This is a genomic window from Thiohalocapsa sp. ML1 (assembly GCF_001469165.1).
Classification (GTDB): Bacteria; Pseudomonadota; Gammaproteobacteria; order Chromatiales; family Chromatiaceae; genus Thiohalocapsa.
Genome location: NZ_JABX01000076.1, coordinates 1 through 15,185, shown reverse-complemented (window position 1 = coordinate 15,185; position 15,185 = coordinate 1). Strand labels below are relative to the sequence as shown.

The following is a 15,185-nucleotide window of genomic DNA, read 5'->3' as shown; positions in this document are numbered from 1 at the left end:
GGGAGAGTTTTTCGCAGGTTTCGTCGCCGCCGCACCGTCACGCGACGCGAACGCGGGCAACACGCCGCTTGCCAACCTGGTAGATGCGAGCGGAACCGCGTTCGCAGGCCAGGTTGCCGTCGTTGACGCGCACTCCGTCGATCTTGACGGCACCCTGGGTCACCATGCGGTGGCCCTCGGAGGTGCTGGAGACGAGTCCGGCTGCCTTCAGCAGTTGCACCAGCGTAATCGCAGCCGAACCGTCGACCGGGACGCTCTGTTCAGGCAGGTCCTCCGGGAGCTCCCGACGCTGAAATCGCGCCAGGAAGTCCCTATGAGCGACGTCGGCCGCTGTTCGACCGTGGAATCGGGTGACGAGCTCCGCGGCCAACAGCAACTTGATGTCGCGGGGGTTGGCGCCCTCCCGCACGGATGCCCTGAGCGCATCAAGCTCCGCAGAGGCCCGGTCGCTCAGCAACTCGAAGTACCGCCACATTAGATCGTCGGAAACGGACATTAGCTTGCCGAACATCTCGACCGCCGGTTCCGTGATGCCGATGTAGTTGCCGAGCGACTTCGACATCTTCTGGACGCCGTCGAGCCCCTCCAGGATCGGCAAAGTCATCACCGCCTGGGGCGCTTGATCCGCGTTTGTCTGAAGCTGGCGCCCAACCAGCAGGTTGAACTTCTGATCCGTACCGCCGAGCTCGACGTCCGCCCGCAACGCGACGGAGTCATATCCCTGGATGAGCGGATACAGAAACTCGTGGATGGCGATTGGCTGTTGCGCCTTGTAGCGCTTTGCGAAGTCGTCGCGCTCCAGCATCCGCGCGACCGTGTGCTGTGCGGCCAGTCGGACCATCCCCTCCGCGCCCAGCGCGGCCAGCCAGGTCGAGTTGAAGACGACCTCCGTCGCGGCGGGATCTAGGACGCGAAAGACCTGCTCCTGATACGTCTGAGCGTTGACGGCGACCTCATCACGGGACAGCGGTTTGCGGGTCGCGCTCTTGCCGGTTGGATCGCCGATCATGGCGGTGAAGTCGCCGATCACGAACAAGATCTTGTGGCCGAACCGCTGGAACTGGCGCAGCTTCTGGAGCAACACGACATGCCCGAGATGCAGATCCGGCGCCGTGGGGTCGAACCCCGCCTTGACCCGCAGCGAGACGCCCTGGCGTACCTGCTGTTCCAGCCTGTCGAGGCCGATGACCTCGACCGTCCCGCGTTGCAGCGCTTCGAGCGCTTCGTCTTGCGCATCGGACATCGAATCTGTATCTCCTCGGCGAAGCTGTACGCCGGCAGCACACGCACGCAAGCCGGTCACGTTGGTCGGGGTGCCTTCCCGGGGTCTGCCGACATCGTCTAGACTGCGGCGACTGAAAGCCTATCCGAATGGATGCCTAGATGCGCGATTACAAAGCCGCCGGAACCCGCGCCCGTTCGCAGCCGTTCCCCAGCCTACGGATCGACCGCCGAGTGCTGCGGCCGGCCATTGTGGCCGCCGCAGTCGTTTTGATCGTCGGCGCAGCCCTGTGGCTCGCCTTTGCTTCCGGCGACGGGGACGATGGCGAAGTCGCAGTGCCGCCAGCAACGGCAGCTACGACCCCGCGCAACAGCAGAGCGATCCCACTCACCCTGCCGCCCATGCCCTACGGCAAGGGAAGCGAGCAGGACGAAGCCGAGGTTGCTGCGCCTCGCTGACCTGCGCCGACAAGGCGGGCCAAGCGCTCTCCCAACAACCCAAGAGCCTTCATTGAGCACCGCCGACCGGGCCGGCGAGCTGCGCGCTGGGCCGTGCACGGCACACCGGCGCGCGCGGCCGGCCCCAAGTCCGGGCTGAGGGGTCGGCGAGCAGCCCGCTAGACGCCGAAGGACGAGCCGCAACCGCAGGTGGTGCTCGCGTTGGGGTTGCGGATGACGAACTGCGCGCCTTGTAGACCTTCCGTGTAGTCGATTTCGGCGCCCATCAGGTATTGGAGACTCATCGGATCCACAAGCAACTTGACGCCGTCGGTGACGACTTCGGTGTCGCCGTCGTCAACGGTCTCGGCAAAGGTAAATCCATACTGGAAGCCGGAACAGCCGCCCCCCTGGATGTAGACGCGCAACATCAGGTCGTCGTTGCCTTCTTCGGCAATCAGGTCGGCCACCTTTCGCGCGGCCTCAGCGGTGAAAACCAGCGGGCTCTCTTCGGCAATGGTATCGGTCATCGCAAACTCCTCGAAGTCTGTTGTCGGATGCGCTCGGCGCCGCTAGGGCCTAGCGCCAGTGCTTGAACCGCTAGCGCTGTGGCTTGCTTGCGGGGAACTCTTGGTTGCCGGCAACGGCCGCCTTCCAGGAGATGACGTGCCGGGATGGTAGTAAGTTGTCGCCCTTCGGCACAATCTCAACGATCAGGCTTTCGGGCTCGACCCCATCCTCGCACTGAAACCGCCCAGTGAACTCCGCGACGTCGCCGAACTGCATCAGGTGCCGCCCGGCGTCGCCGACGCCGAGCTCAGCGAGCGGCGTCACCCGCCTAGCCCCATCTTGCCGACTCGCGAGCGCCAGCATGACCTCGCCCTCAGTCTGCGGAACACTGGCGATGAGCTGGCTTAGGCTCAGTCGGTAGTCGAACTCGCCATCGCCAGCGGGTGTAACATCAAGCGCATGCACGTCGACGATGCCGCGCCCCCCCGCATCGATCAGGGCCTTCAGGTAACCCAGCCGCTGCTCCAGCCGGACCCGCTCGTCTTCGAGCATCGAGATCTGCACCTTGGCGGCACGCTGGGCCTCAACGTCGATCTGGTGCGAACGCCGGAGCTTGGCCTCCGCAGCACGCTGCTCGGCTAGCTGCTCGGTCAGCAGGTCGCGCTCCATCTGCAGAGCCTGGATGCGGGCGGAAAAGCGCTTTGCATCATGCGCGGATAGCAGGTAGCCGAGCACGAAGGCGGCGGCGACGACCCCGAGCCAGCCGATGGTGACGAGCCACCAGTGCCGGCCGCGGCGCCCCTGCCCCGCCCCCGTCTCCGTCGCCGCGGTGGCGAGATCGCTCGTCCGCCGCAGATCAGGGAACGAGGGCAACGCTGTCGAGCCCTTCGGTTTCCGGCAACCCCAACATCAGGTTCATGTTCTGCACCGCCTGGCCGGCCGCGCCCTTCACAAGATTGTCGATGACCGCCTGGACCACGACCGTCCCCTTGCCCTGCGGCTCCAGCACGGCCAGTCGGCAGACGTTGGTGCCTCGCACCGCGCGTGTCTCGACCGGCAGCTCCGCCGGCAGCACGTCAACGAACGGTTCGCCCGCGTAGCGTTTCACGTAGCGCTCCTGGAGATCAGACACGGGTCCGCGCAGACCGGCGTAGAGCGTCGCCTCGATGCCCCGCACCATCGGCACGAGGTGCGGAACGAAGGTCAGGCCAAGCGGCTCCCCGGTGGCGAGCCGCAAGGTCTCCTCGATCTCGGGCTCATGACGATGCCCGGCGACGCTGTATGCCTTGAAGCTCTCACCGACCTCCGCCATCAGCAGCCCGGCGTTCGCCTTGCGGCCGGCGCCACTGACACCGGACTTGCCGTCGGCGATGACCCGCGCCGGGTCGATCAGCCCTTGCTCCAGCAAAGGCAGCAGTCCCAAGGTGATGGCCGTCGGATAGCAGCCGGGATTGGCGATGAGCCGCGCGCCGCGAATCGCCGCACGATGCAGCTCAGGCAACCCGTATACGGCTTCATCCACCAGCGCGGGCGCAGCATGGGTCATGCCGTACCATCGCTCCCAGAGGGCGACATCCTTGAGGCGAAAATCCGCAGCGAGATCGATGACACGCACGCCGGCGTCGAGTAGGGCCGGGGCGTGCTCCATCGCGGTGCCGTTCGGCGTCGCGAAGAACACCAGATCACAGCGATCCAGGGCTGCGCGCTCGGGCTCTTCGAACCTGAGGTCGCACCGCCCGCGCAGCATCGGCAATGCCTCGGACACGCGTTGCCCGGCGTCGCCGCGCGAGGTGATGACGGCGACCTCGACCCGCGGGTGCGTGACGAGGAGCCGCAGCAGCTCGGAACCCGTGTAGCCGGTGCCGCCGACGATGCCGATACGTACCACGTAATGCTGCCTGGACTTGTAGACGAGATTAGGACGCGCAGCGGCCTTCCGAGCTTGAGCCGCAGGTGCCGCAACCGCCACCGACCGCCGGCAGGTTGTTGAAGACGAAGGTGGCCTGCCCGTCACCGCGGTCGACGAAATCGATCTCGACACCGCGCAGGTAGCCCAGCGTGCCGTCATCCACGACGATTTTGTAGTCGTCGAAGTCGCGCACGCCGTCATTGTCGCTGATCGCGTCGGTGAAGGTCATGCCGAAGCTGACGCCACTGCAGCCGCCGGGCGCCGCGTACACGCGCACCCCGGCAACGCCGTCGTCGATGTCGCGGAACAGTTCGCTCATCTTACGCTGTGCGGCGCCGGTGAGGGTGAGATCAGAGTCGGTGAGCACTGACATGTGTTGCAAACCCGTGTCGTTGGAAGGTGCAAGGCATTGAAACGCGCTCGAAACTAGCACAGTGCCGCCGTACAGTTCCACAGCGCCGACTGGGGTTATCCGCCTTACGGGCGCGCGGCATCTAGAGCTCCGCCATTTCAAAGTCCTCTTTGCCGACACCGCATTCCGGACACTTCCAGGTATCGGGCACGTCGGCCCACTTGGTCCCCGGCGCGATGCCGTCGTCCGGCCAGCCAAGCTCCTCGTCGTAGATGAACCCGCAAACCAAGCACATATACTGCTTCAAGATATCCTCTCCGTCATTGTGTAGCGATGCTCGCGTCGCCCGGCGGCTCAGCGAGCCCCAAGCTTCCCCAGCACGCAAAACCGCCGCAAATCTGGCCGCCGGGAAGCGTTTTCAACTCTGCCGCACATAACTCGGCGCCCCGCTGTCAAGCCCTGCCCCTGGCGCAAGAGGGCGCGCCGTTGCCCAATCTCAACGGCAACGCGTTGCCCCGCCCGTTGCGGGCCTGCACTGCTAACATGTCGGCCCGCATGCGATTGACCCGGCTCCGCATCCAACGCGGCGTCGGGGCCGTGCTGCACGACGACGGCCCATCCCCTGGATGCGCCCGGATCCACTCCGACGGAGCCCCGCCCATGTCCCGATCCCAACAGTTTTTCGAGGCCGCCCAGCGCCATATCCCGGGCGGCGTCAACTCGCCGGTGCGCGCCTTCCGCAGCGTCGGCGGCACGCCGGTGTTCTTCGAGTCGGCGTCCGGCGCCTATGTGACGGACGCCGACGGCAAGCGCTACATCGACTATGTGGGCTCTTGGGGCCCGATGATTCTGGGGCATGCGCACCCGGAGGTCATCGCGGCGGTGGCCGCGCGGGTCGAAAAGGGCCTGTCCTTCGGTGCGCCGACGGAGCTCGAAACACTGATGGCCGATCGCGTCTGCGAGCTGGTACCGAGCATGGAGCTGGTGCGCATGACGAGCTCCGGCACCGAGGCCACGATGAGCGCGATCCGGCTCGCGCGGGGCTTCACGGGCCGGGACAAGATCATCAAGTTCGAGGGCAATTACCACGGCCATGGCGACTCGCTGCTGGTGAAGGCCGGCTCCGGCATGCTCACCCTGGGCGAGCCGAGCTCCCCCGGCGTACCGGCGGCACTGGCCGAGCTCACCGTGACCCTGACCTACAACGACGCCGACGCCGTGCGCGCGGCGATGGCCCAGATCGGCGACGAGGTCGCCTGCATCATCGTCGAGCCCGTCGCCGGCAACATGAACTGCATCCCGCCGGTACCGGGCTTTTTGGAAACCCTGCGCGAGGTCTGCGATCAGCACGGCACGGTCCTGATCTTCGATGAGGTCATGACCGGCTTTCGCGTGGCCTTGGGCGGTGCGCAGGCCTTCTACGGCATCACGCCGGACCTGACGACGCTCGGCAAGGTCATCGGCGGCGGCATGCCCGTGGGCGCCTTCGGCGGCCGGCGCGACATCATGGAGAAGATCTCGCCGCTTGGACCCGTGTACCAGGCAGGCACGCTGTCCGGCAACCCGATTGCGATGACGGCAGGCCTCAAGACCTTGGAGCTGCTATCCGCGCCCGGTTTCCATGACCGGCTTGCCGCCACCGCCGAGCGCCTCATGCAAGGCATGGAGGCGGCCGCGGAGACCGCGGGCGTGCCGCTCAGCACGAACCGAGCGGGCGGCATGTTCGGGCTCTTCTTCACGGCGGACGGCCCGGTGACCAACTACGCGCAGGCGACCGCCTGCAACCAGGCGCAGTTCAACGCGTTTTTCCATGCCATGCTGGAGCGCGGCGTGTACTTGGCGCCGTCGGCCTTTGAGGCGGGCTTCGTCTCCTCGGCACACGGCGATGCCGAGATCGATGCGACGCTGGCCGCGGCCAGGGAGGCCTTCGCGGAAGTGGCGTAGCGGGCGCGCTATGCCCGCGGCGGGGCCGCCTGGCAGCCCCGCCGCATCACCCGCTCGCGATCAGCATCAATCCCCCCAGCGCGCCGCGAGCCGATGCGGCACGCCGAGGTGGTCGAGCACACGGGCTGCCACGAAGTCGTAGACCTGCTCCACCCGCTCCGGCTTGAAATAGAAGCCCGGATTTGCCGGCATGATCACGGCGCCGGCGCGGGCGAGCCGCAGCATGTTCTCCAGATGCACCGTCGTAAACGGCATTTCGCGCACGACGAGGATCAGCTTGCGACCCTCCTTCAGGGCCACGTCGGCGGCGCGATCCATCAGGTCTTGGCTCAGGCCCGCGGCGATGCTGGCCAGCGTGCCCGTGGTGCACGGGCAAATGGCCATCGCATCCGGCGGGTTAGTGCCACTCGCCACCGGCGCCGTCCACTGCTGCCGGCCAAACACCCGGATCTGCCCGGGCGCGGCGTCGAAATACTCCGTGAAAAAGCGTTCCGCATCCGCCGGTCGCGACGGTACATCGAGGTCCGCTTCCATTTTCAGCACCACCTGCGCCGCCTGCGACACCAGCAGGTAGACCCGCAGGTCCGCCGCGACGATGCCGCGCAGCACCGTCAGTCCGTAGTGGATGCCGGAGGCGCCGGTGAGGCCGACGGCGATGGTCTTGTTCCAGGCGGTCATGGCGCTGCGGGGTCGTCGATGAGCGAAGGCGCGGAGTTGGCGACACCACGCCGTGTTTGAAAGCCCAAGCGCTAGCGAGACAGAGCATCAGACTAACCAGGGCGCGGAGCGTCTTCTTGCGCCGCCCGCTCGTTGGCGCATTTAACCGAGGGCCGAGGGCCGAGGAGGGACCGTCTCGCGCGGCCCCGAGCCCGCCCGGTCCGCTCAAGCCGCCACAGCGGCGAGCGCGTCCAACAGTCGCTGGTGGATGCCGCCGAAACCGCCGTTGCTCATCACCAGCACGTGGTCGCCGGGGCTAGCCTCGGCGCCGAGCGCGGCGACGATGTCCTCCACAGCCGCTGCCACACGGAGCCGCGCCCCGAGCGGCGCCAGCACCGCCGCCGCGTCCCAGTCCAGCTCGGCGGGGGCATAGACCTCCACCCTGTCGGCAGCGGCGAGCGCATCGGCCAATGCCGCCGCATGGACGCCGAGACGCATGGTGTTCGAGCGCGGCTCCAGCACGGCGATGATGCGCGCATCACCGACCCGCCGGCGCAGCCCCGCGAGCGTCGTGGCAATGGCCGTCGGATGGTGCGCAAAGTCGTCGTAGACGCGCACGCCACGCACCTCGCCGCGCAGCTCCATGCGCCGCTTGACGCCTTGAAAGCGCCCGAGCGACGCGGCCGACTGCGCGGGCGCGACACCGACGTGCGCCGCCGCCGCCATGGCGGAGAGCGCGTTCTGGACGTTGTGCGCGCCGGTCAGGTCCCAGCGCAGCTCGGCGCTGTCGCCGCCCGGTGCGAGCACGCGGAACGCCGAGGCATCCTCGGCCAGCCACTCGGCGGACCAGTCGCCGCCGTCGCCGATGGATTGCAGCGGCGTCCAGGCGCCCATGGCCAGCACCACGTCCACCGCCGGCTCCCCGGCCGGATACGTGATCAGGCCGGTGCCGGGCACGGTGCGGACCAAGTGGTGAAATTGCCGCTGGATCATGGCGAGATCATCGAAGATGTCCGCATGATCGAACTCAAGATTATTGATCACCAGGGTCCGCGGCCGGTAGTGCACAAACTTCGAGCGCTTGTCAAAGAAGGCCGTGTCGTACTCGTCCGCCTCGACAACGAAGTGGCGGCCGGCGCCGAGCCGCGCCGACACGCCAAAGTCCTGCGGCACGCCGCCGATGAGAAACCCGGGCGCGAGCCCCGCATCCTCCAGAATCCACGCGAGCATGCTCGACGTGCTGGTCTTGCCGTGGGTGCCCGACACCGCGAGCACGTGGCGCCCCGGCAGCAGGTGCTCGGCGAGCCATTGCGGCCCGGACACATAGGGCAGGCCTGCGTCCAGCATGTACTCGACGGCCGGGATGCCGCGCTTCATCGCGTTGCCGACAACGACCACGTCCGGCGCCGGCTCGAGGTGCGAGGCGTCATAGCCCTGCATCAGCTCGATGCCGGCGGCCTCGAGCTGCGTGCTCATGGGCGGATAGACGTTGGCGTCCGAACCCGTAACCCGGTGGCCCAAGGCGCGGGCGAGCAGGGCGACACCGCCCATGAAGGTGCCGCAGATACCGAGGATATGGAGATGCATGTCAGGCAGGACCCTGGATCAAGGCGCTGATAACCACGAAGCTGAAGATATCGAAGCCGATGGCGATGAAGACCCCCTGCGCCAGCGGCAGGTCGAAGGCATGGCGCAGGATGTGTCCGACAACGAGCACGCTCCACGCCACCAGCGCCAAGAACAGCAGCCCGGCCAGCAGCACGTCGGGACCCGGCTCGGCACCGAGCGCCGGGCCGGCCAGAGTCACCGGCAGCAGGGCGACGAAGCCGATCACCGCATCCGCGCCCACCAGCGCCGTCGCTGTTTGCAGGTAGCGAGCCCGCTTGTTCACGGCCTTCAGCGCCACGTGCAGCACGCCGAGCATCAGGAACAGGTCCAACAGCGTCTGGGCGACGCCGGACAGGAGCGACGCACCCGCCGTCATGGACAGCAGGAGCCCACCCAGCAGCGCCACGCCGAGCACCAGACCGAACAGCGTTGTGGACGCCGGTAGATCCTGTGGCTTGCGCCGCAACAGGCAGAGATCGATGAAGAAGTAAACCAGCTGGACCAAGGCGGGTGGACGCACTGCGACAAAGACGCGGCATCATACCCTGCCGCCCGCCACGCACGCCAAGGCCCGCGAAAGCAGCCGGGCAGGCCAGTTCAAGCGGCGGTGTTGCGGGAACGGCCGAGCAGCAACGCCGCCACCAGCATCGCGGCGGCCAAGAGCAGCGCCGGCAGGCTGCCGACGGCCGCGAAAGGCGTGCGCCCCGTGCGCGGCTGGATGGTGCCCGTCAGCACGCCGCGCTCGAACAGCGGCAGCGACGCCGTCACGCGCCCGCGGTGGTCGATGATCGCGGAGATGCCGGTGTTGGTGGCCCGCACCAGCGGACGGCCGTTCTCCAGCGCCCGCAGGCGCGCGAACTCGAGGTGCTGATGCGGCGCCAGCGAGTCGCCGAACCAGGCGTCGTTACTGACGTTGATCAGGTACGCCGCCTCCGGCAGCGCCTGCCGCACCTCTTCCGGAAAGACATCCTCGTAGCAGATGGAGACGCCGACGCGGTACGGACCAACCTGCAACAACGGCCGCTCGGCCTCGCCGCGGCTGAAGCTCGACATCGGCACATCGAACCAGTCGATCAGCGGGCGCAGTTGCCGATCAAACGGCAGAAACTCGCCGAAGGGCACGAGATGGCGCTTGTAGTAGCGGTCCGCGGCGCTGCCGACGCTGATGAGCCCGTTAAAGTAGCGCTCGGCCATTTCCATGATCGGCACGCCGATGACGATCTCGGCCCCGGCCGCGACAGCGTCCGCCGTCAGCGGCGGCAGCAGCCCCGCCTCCACCTCGTGCAGAAAGGACGGGATCGCAGTCTCCGGCCAAACGATCACATCGCTGTCGGCCAGCACCTCGCGGGTCAGGTCCAGGTAGATCTCAAGCGTCGGCAGCACGCCGTCCGGTGCCCACTTGAGCGACTGCTCCACGTTGCCCTGCAGCACCGCGGCCGAGAGCGGGCCGTCCGCCGGCCGCGTCCACTCCACCCGCGCCAGCAGCGCGCCGACGAGCCAGATGGCCAGCAGCCCCGCGAGCGCCGCCGGCCGCGCGCCGCCGCCGCGGCGCAGCGCCACCACCACGAGCCCGGCCGACAGCGCCACCGCGAGGCTGAGCCCGTGCACGCCCACCACCGGCGCCCAACCCGCCAGCGGCGCCCCCAGCAACGGCAGCGGATTGATCTGCCCGTTGCCCGCAAACAGCCACGGGAACCCCGTGAACAGCCAACTGCGCACCCACTCCAGCAGCACCCAGACGCCCGGCAAGACCAGCAGCGGGCCGACCCACCAGCGCGGCGCATCCTCCCCCGGCCGCAGCCGCGTCACGAGCCAGCCCGCGAGCGCGTAGAAGAGTGCCAGCGCCGCGACCAGCAGCAGCATCAGCGCATTCGCGGCGACCGCCGGCATATTGCCGAACTCGTTGAGACTGATCCGGATCCAGAACACGCCGAAACCGAGCAGCCCAAGGCCATAGAACCAGCCCGTGGCGAAGCCGCCGCGGCGCCCGCGGGGCAGCAGCAGATAGAATGCCGTGACGCTCGCGAGGGCCGCCGGAAACCAGCCGAAGGGCGCAAACGACAACACCATCACCGCCCCCGCGAGCACGGCGAGCGCCCAGCGCACCGCGGGCAGCAAAGGGTTCTTCGGAGCTGGCATGGCGAGGACGACTAGATTGCTTGACGGCGCCAAAGGCTTGCAGATGAGTCAAGTTTCACGAGGACACCTGGGGGAAGGACCGAGGGCCGAGGGCCGAGGGAGCCCTCCTCGGGCCTTGGCCCTTGGCCCTTGGTTCACTGCGCCAACAAGCCGGCTGCGCCAGACGGCGCTCCTTGCCGGTCTGAGGCTCTGCCTCCCTGGAGCTTGGATGGCGCACCAGCCAACGGCGGCGGCACGCGGCGCGCATCATAGCGTCAAACCTCAGCGAGCGGACCCGCACAGCGTGCGCGCAACGCATATCTGACTGCGCATGAGCGCCATCACCAAAGCAGACAGGCCCGGCCGACGCCGGCTCCTCCGCGCGGCGCTCGCCATGGTCGCCGTGGACCTGCTCCTCGTCGGCTTCTATCTCGCCTGGGCGGTGGTGAGCCTGCCGCCGCCGGTGCCCGACCGGGCACGCCCGGCGGGCGTCGTCTTCTTCGATGCGTTCGGTCCCGTTGAGGGCCTCGGCACCACCAGCCTCGCGCGCGTCGAGCACGCCGCGGCGCTGTTTCACGCGGGCAAGGCTGGCCGACTGATCTGCGTTGGCGGGCGCCGCGGCGGCCGGGACCAACCCGGTGCGGCACTAATGGCCGCCGCGATCGAGCGCCGTGGCGTGCCGGCTGCGCGGGTGCAGCACGACGCCGAGTCCTTCGACACCATCGGCAACTGGCGCTCCGCGCTGGCCTTGCTGCCCCCCGCCGCGCGCACCGACCCACTGCTGATCAGCTCACCGCTGCATCTCCTGCGCATTCGCCACATCACCCATGACGTCGGCACGCCCGCACCGACGGCGAGCGTCGCCGCCGAGATCCAGCAGCGCGGCGCGCTTGGGATCTGGCTCCGGGTGCATCGGGAGTGGGTGGCCTGGACAGCCCAGGCCCTGTTGCCCGCGGACCTGCACCGGCGCTGGATCAGGCGCTGGCGCGACGTCTGGGACGCAAGCTCACCAGCCCATAGGGCAGATTTGGCGCCATCCGAAGGAATCTAGCGAGGCAGAGCGTCAAACCGATGAGTCGTGCTCATCGATATCGCTATCGGGATCAGGATCGGTTGGCACTCGGTTCGATTTCGATAGCGATCCCGACGCGCCTCACCCGAGGGCCGCGGGCCGGGGGCGAGGAGGGCTCCCTTAGCCCTCGGCCCTCGGCCCTTTGGCAGCATTCGGCGCCGTCAAGCAACCTAATCGTACCGCTCATCCTTCCACCGGCGCAGCGCCGTAAACACAGCCGTTTCGTCGCCGAGCGGCCGGCCCGCAAACCGCTCCGCCGCGGCGATGACGCCGGGCTCGCGGGTGCGCAGAAAGGGATTGGTCGCAAGCTCCAGCGCGAGTTTCGACGGCACCGTGGACTCGCCGCGGGCGCGCAGCGCCTCTGCCTCACGGCTGCGCTCGGCCAGGGCCTGACTGTCCGGCTCCACCCAAGCCGCGAAGCCGAGGTTGGCCAGCGTGTACTCGTGCGCGCAGTAGCACAGCGTCTCGGGCGGCAGCGCCGCGATGCGCCGCAGCGACGCCGCGAGCTGCTCGAAGCTGCCATCGAAGACGCGCCCGCAGCCGCCCGCGAACAGCGTGTCGCCGCAGAAGAGCGCGCCGTCACCAAGATAGGCGATGTGTGTCGCCGTGTGGCCGGGCACGTCGAGCACCTCCAGGGTCGTGCCCAGCCCGGGCGGTGCCACGCGGTCACCTTCGCCGACCCGCCGCGTCGCCTGCCGAATGCGCTGATCCTCTGGCGCGAACACCTGGGCGTCCGGCCACAGCGCGAGCAGATCCGCTACCCCGCCCTGGTGGTCGCCGTGGTGATGGGTCAGCAGGATGGCGCCCAGCGACAGGCCATCGGCGCGCAGCCGCTCCACCACCGGGTCAGCGTCGCCCGGGTCCACCACCGTTGCACGGCCGTCGCCGCCCGCACCGTCGCGCAGCAGCCAGATGTAATTGTCGTCAAAGGCCGGAATCGGCTCGATCTGCAACATGCTTGCCCCTCGTTCGGCATGGTCCGGCGACACGATCAAGGCGCGCCCGGCGGTGCGCCCGGCGCCAGCCAGTCAGCGACGGCGATGGCCTTGCCGTTCAGTTCCAGCGTACCGCGCTCCAGACTAAGCCGCGCCAGCAGCCGGCCCTGCTCGGCGACGAGCCAGCCCTCCCGCAGCAGCCGCCGCGCGGAGGCCTGTGCCGCCGCGTCCAGGTCCGCCGCCAACGCGGGCGACAGATGATCCGCGGGCTCGCCGCGCAGTGCGAGCTCGGCGCGCACCCGGCGCGTCTGCTCGCCCGTGATCAGGGCCACGACAAGCGCCTGCGGGCCGGAGACCTCCACCGTGCCCGTGAGCCGCGCCGTGAGCGCCGAGAGCGGCTCGCCGCCGGCACTGATCTGGCCCTCGGCGCCGCCGGCCGGTGCGGACGGCGGCGCGAGCCCCAGGTCGGCGTCGGCCGCGAGCTCACCGTAGGGCGTCGTGATCCTGAGCGCCCTGAGCCGCAGTCGCGGCTCGCCGCCGAGCAGCTCCGGCAGCGCGGCCGTCGCAATCTGCGCCAGCGCTGCGCCACGCTGCGACGGCGCCAGCGCGGCGGCATCGAGCGCCGCAAGGCGCGCACGCAACCCGACCAGCGCCGGTGCCCGCAGGCCCTCGACCAGCAGCTCGCCGCCCGAGGGCGCATAAGTATGGCTGCCGAGCGTCAGCGCCGCCACCGACGCGTCCACGCGGATGGCCGCGGCGGCGCCGTCGAGCGCCGACGCCAGCGCCGCCTCCAGCTCACCCAGCGCCAGCGCCGGCTGTGCCGCGCTTGCATCGAGCGACAGGGCGCCAAGGGTCACGGACAGCTCACCGAGCGGCAGGCTCGCTTGGGCATCGGCCAGCCGCAGCGCGAAGCCAAGCCCCTCAAGGCGGAGCTTGCGCCCATCCGGGGCCTCCGCCTCCAGCGCATCCAGACTCCCGGAAACCTGCAGCCGGCCGTCAGGCCCGCGGCGAAAGACACCGCTGCCGGCGACGAAGTGGAGCTGACCGACGGCGCCCGAGTAGGTCACGTCCGGCACCCGCAGCGTGCCGTCGAGGCCGCCCAGGAGGCCGAGCGTGCCGCCCACCACCAGCGGCGGCAGCGGCCGCGGGCCACCCAGCACCGTCGCCCGGCCGCTGAACGCGGCGAGGCGCGGCGAACCGCCGCCGAGCCAGCGCTCGTAGCCATGGTCCAGCCGCAGCCCGATGCCGAGCCGGGTCGGCTCATCGTCTGCATCCGCCGGCGGCGCGACCTCGACCCTGGCCTCGGAGCGAGCCCAGCCCAACTGATACTCCCGCGCCGTGAGTCGATAGCCGCGCGCCGCCACATGCTCCAGCAACCGGTCCCAGCGCTGCTGGAGATAGAGCCCCACCGCCGCCGGCAGCAGGGCCGCCACCGCCGCCACGAGCATCGCGACGACGATGACGCGACGCATCACACGGCCCCGACGCCGCCGCTGGGCTCGTCGGCGCCCTCGACCAACGCCGTCGCCGCGCCCGCGATGTCGGCCTCACCCGCGGCGCGCTCCGCCGGCGGCTCCAGCTTCAGCGCCGCCATCTCCGCGCGCACCGTCGGCTCGATGCCGGCGGCGTCGAGGCCGCAGACGGCGAGCTGCTCGTCGTGGCCGCCCTGCTCGATGCAGACGTCGGGCAGGCCCAGGTGCAGCACGTGTACGGTGACGCCGTGCTCGGCGAGCAGCTCCGACACCGCCGAGCCGGCGCCGCCGGCGATGGCGTTCTCTTCGATGGTGACCAAGAGCCGGTGGCGGTCGGCGAGTGCGAGGATCAGGGCCTCATCAAGGGGCTTGACGAAGCGCATGTTGGCGACGGTGAGGCCGAGCTTGCGCCCGACCTTGAGGGCGGCGTCGAGGCGGCTGCCGAAGGCGAGCAGCGCGGCGTCCTGGCCTTGCAGGCGCAGCTCGCCCTGGCCGATGGGGATGGGGCCTTGGCGCTTGTCGATGGCGACGCCGGGGCCGTTGCCGCGGGGGTAGCGGACGATGGCGGGGCCGGGGTACTGGTAGGCGGTGTCGAGCAGCCGGCGGCAGTCCTGCTCGTCGGCGGGGGCGGCGATGATGAGGTTGGGCAGGGGGCGGGCGTAGCTCAAGTCGAAGCTGCCGGCGTGCGTTGCGCCGTCGGCGCCGACGAGCCCGGCGCGGTCCACGGCGAAGGTGACGTCGAGGTTTTGCAGGCAGACGTCGTGCACCAGTTGGTCATAGGCGCGCTGCAGGAAGGTGGAGTAGATGGCCACCACGGGTTTGAGGCCTTCGCAGGCCATGCCGGCGGCGAGCGTGACGGCGTGCTGCTCGGCGATGCCGACGTCGAAGTAGCGATCAGGTTGCTGCTCGGAGAATCTGACCAGGCCGGAGCCTTCGCGCATCGCCGGCG

The 15,185-nt window shown here is 69.2% G+C and carries 16 protein-coding genes; 3 read left to right on the top strand and 13 right to left on the bottom strand.

Translation table 11 applies throughout. From position 1 onward, the window contains the following. Positions 1-37 precede the first annotated feature (37 nt). On the bottom strand, positions 38-1,243 hold the full coding sequence (gene tyrS / locus ML01_RS25595) for a tyrosine--tRNA ligase (protein ID WP_058558211.1): 1,206 nt from the start codon (positions 1,241-1,243) through the stop codon (positions 38-40). A 140-nt stretch (positions 1,244-1,383) separates the two neighbouring features. Here tyrS and ML01_RS29425 point away from each other — a divergent pair, with 140 nt between their 5' ends. After that, the gene (locus ML01_RS29425) at positions 1,384-1,680 is read left to right on the top strand and encodes a hypothetical protein (RefSeq protein WP_156428006.1); all 297 of its coding nucleotides are present in this window, start codon (positions 1,384-1,386) and stop codon (positions 1,678-1,680) included. Positions 1,681-1,838: 158 nt separating this feature from the next. Here the strand turns inward: ML01_RS29425 and erpA are convergent, their stop codons facing one another. The 5 genes from erpA to ML01_RS25570 form a co-directional block, all read right to left on the bottom strand. Beyond that, positions 1,839-2,189, bottom strand: a complete 351-nt coding sequence (gene erpA, locus ML01_RS25590; RefSeq protein ID WP_058558210.1) for an iron-sulfur cluster insertion protein ErpA — start codon at positions 2,187-2,189, stop codon at positions 1,839-1,841. A gap of 70 nt (positions 2,190-2,259) precedes the next feature. Continuing rightward, entirely contained in the window at positions 2,260-3,042 is a 783-nt protein-coding gene (locus ML01_RS25585; protein WP_058558209.1) for a DUF6776 family protein, read from the bottom strand. After that, positions 3,026-4,057, bottom strand: coding sequence for an N-acetyl-gamma-glutamyl-phosphate reductase (argC, locus tag ML01_RS25580; RefSeq protein WP_058558208.1), 1,032 nt, complete (start codon positions 4,055-4,057; stop codon positions 3,026-3,028). Before argC ends, ML01_RS25585 begins: the two co-directional genes overlap by 17 nt. A gap of 28 nt (positions 4,058-4,085) precedes the next feature. Further along, complete coding sequence (locus ML01_RS25575) at positions 4,086-4,451, bottom strand: iron-sulfur cluster assembly accessory protein (protein ID WP_058558207.1); 366 nt, start codon at positions 4,449-4,451, stop codon at positions 4,086-4,088. A 121-nt stretch (positions 4,452-4,572) separates the two neighbouring features. After that, entirely contained in the window at positions 4,573-4,725 is a 153-nt protein-coding gene (locus ML01_RS25570) for a rubredoxin (RefSeq protein ID WP_173865219.1), read from the bottom strand. 365 nt (positions 4,726-5,090) lie between these two features. Here ML01_RS25570 and hemL point away from each other — a divergent pair, with 365 nt between their 5' ends. Next, on the top strand, positions 5,091-6,374 hold the full coding sequence (gene hemL, locus ML01_RS25565) for a glutamate-1-semialdehyde 2,1-aminomutase (RefSeq protein ID WP_058558205.1): 1,284 nt from the start codon (positions 5,091-5,093) through the stop codon (positions 6,372-6,374). 66 nt (positions 6,375-6,440) lie between these two features. On the opposite strand, the gene ML01_RS25560 is transcribed toward hemL, so the two are convergent. The 4 genes from ML01_RS25560 to lnt all read right to left on the bottom strand — a co-directional run bounded on the left by ML01_RS25560 (position 6,441) and on the right by lnt (position 10,778). Next, complete coding sequence (locus ML01_RS25560; RefSeq protein ID WP_058558204.1) at positions 6,441-7,052, bottom strand: flavin prenyltransferase UbiX; 612 nt, start codon at positions 7,050-7,052, stop codon at positions 6,441-6,443. Between the two features lie 204 nt (positions 7,053-7,256). After that, positions 7,257-8,618: a UDP-N-acetylmuramate:L-alanyl-gamma-D-glutamyl-meso-diaminopimelate ligase gene (gene mpl, locus ML01_RS25555; protein ID WP_058558203.1), complete on the bottom strand. Its 1,362-nt coding sequence runs from the start codon at positions 8,616-8,618 to the stop codon at positions 7,257-7,259. A 1-nt stretch (position 8,619) separates the two neighbouring features. Then, positions 8,620-9,144: a hypothetical protein gene (locus ML01_RS25550; protein ID WP_058558202.1), complete on the bottom strand. Its 525-nt coding sequence runs from the start codon at positions 9,142-9,144 to the stop codon at positions 8,620-8,622. Positions 9,145-9,236: 92 nt separating this feature from the next. Next, positions 9,237-10,778, bottom strand: coding sequence for an apolipoprotein N-acyltransferase (gene lnt / locus ML01_RS25545; protein WP_058558201.1), 1,542 nt, complete (start codon positions 10,776-10,778; stop codon positions 9,237-9,239). Between the two features lie 310 nt (positions 10,779-11,088). Between lnt and ML01_RS25540 the strand changes: the two genes are divergently transcribed. Next, on the top strand, positions 11,089-11,808 hold the full coding sequence (locus ML01_RS25540; protein ID WP_058558200.1) for a YdcF family protein: 720 nt from the start codon (positions 11,089-11,091) through the stop codon (positions 11,806-11,808). A gap of 191 nt (positions 11,809-11,999) precedes the next feature. Here ML01_RS25540 and gloB read toward each other — a convergent pair whose 3' ends face one another. The 3 genes from gloB to ML01_RS25525 all read right to left on the bottom strand — a co-directional run. Continuing rightward, complete coding sequence (gloB, locus tag ML01_RS25535) at positions 12,000-12,785, bottom strand: hydroxyacylglutathione hydrolase (RefSeq protein ID WP_058558199.1); 786 nt, start codon at positions 12,783-12,785, stop codon at positions 12,000-12,002. Positions 12,786-12,820: 35 nt separating this feature from the next. After that, positions 12,821-14,236, bottom strand: coding sequence for a DUF945 family protein (locus tag ML01_RS25530; protein WP_058558198.1), 1,416 nt, complete (start codon positions 14,234-14,236; stop codon positions 12,821-12,823). Further along, positions 14,236-15,185 (bottom strand): transketolase C-terminal domain-containing protein (locus ML01_RS25525; protein WP_305825887.1); only part of this gene is annotated, 950 nt, incomplete at its 5' end. The genes ML01_RS25530 and ML01_RS25525, both read right to left, overlap by 1 nt.